1 protein-coding gene and 1 pseudogene are annotated in these 780 nt (G+C 63.1%); one reads left to right on the forward strand and one right to left on the reverse strand.

Annotated features, from left to right (window positions below; translation table 11 throughout):
- Positions 1 to 86: 86 nt before the first annotated feature.
- Positions 87 to 386: a hypothetical protein gene (locus ACSDR0_RS50880; RefSeq protein ID WP_435296182.1), complete on the forward strand. Its 300-nt coding sequence runs from the start codon at positions 87 to 89 to the stop codon at positions 384 to 386.
- Between the two features lie 136 nt (positions 387 to 522).
- Here ACSDR0_RS50880 and ACSDR0_RS50885 read toward each other — a convergent pair.
- A pseudogene (locus ACSDR0_RS50885) lies at positions 523 to 648 on the reverse strand (IS701 family transposase); the annotation flags it as partial.
- Between the last annotated feature and the right edge of the window lie 132 nt (positions 649 to 780).

The following is a 780-nucleotide window of genomic DNA, read 5'->3' on the forward strand; positions in this document are numbered from 1 at the left end:
TGCCGCCGGGCACGGCAGACGAGCGGTCATCACCCACCCCCGAAACGCTCGAATGAGCATTAATCAGGTGATACCCGACACAGGGCTTGATCCAACAGACCACCGGTATTCGCACAGAGCGTTCACATTTATTGGCAGGAAAACAGGGAAAATGGGCGCATAGCCGACTGGTGAGGCTCTATCACGAATGCCATCCTGATAGCCGTATCTCCAATCCTTGGAAGGAAGCCATGCGACGCCTCATCAGCACACTGGTCGCCGCCGGAGCAATCGCCGCCGCTCTCAGCGCCGTCACCGCTTCTCCCAGCGCGGCCAACAGCGTGCGTATTACCGGCGGTGGTGGCACCACCTCCAACAATGCGGTGCTCGACAACCGCGAGTGGTAGTGCCGACGGTTCTTAGGTGAACCCCTAGGACTCGCGAGACGACCACTCACGTAGTGGCGTGGCCCATGCCTCGGCGAAGGTGGAGGCGGCAATCGGTGTGGTCGCGCAGGCTTTCGCGACCACACCGAATCGGCGCAGCCCGCGACAGCAGCCACTCGATCGAGTTGGCGGTCGGGTGACCGAAATGGTCGGTCAGCTGCCAGGACTTCTTGCGCGGCACATCGGCCAGCAGCCCGCGGACCAGATCACCGAAGGTCGCCTTAGTGCGACGTTCCTCAAAGCAGGTAGGTAAAACGGCGTCGGCGTTGACGAGGGTAGGGAGCTGGACGGCCCCAGATCCAGCGGCGGGCGCGGGTGTTGAGCTGGGTGGTCGCCACGGCGGTGGCGTAGGCGA

The organism is Streptosporangium sp. G11 (assembly GCF_051192615.1).
Lineage (GTDB): Bacteria > Actinomycetota > Actinomycetes > Streptosporangiales > Streptosporangiaceae > Streptosporangium.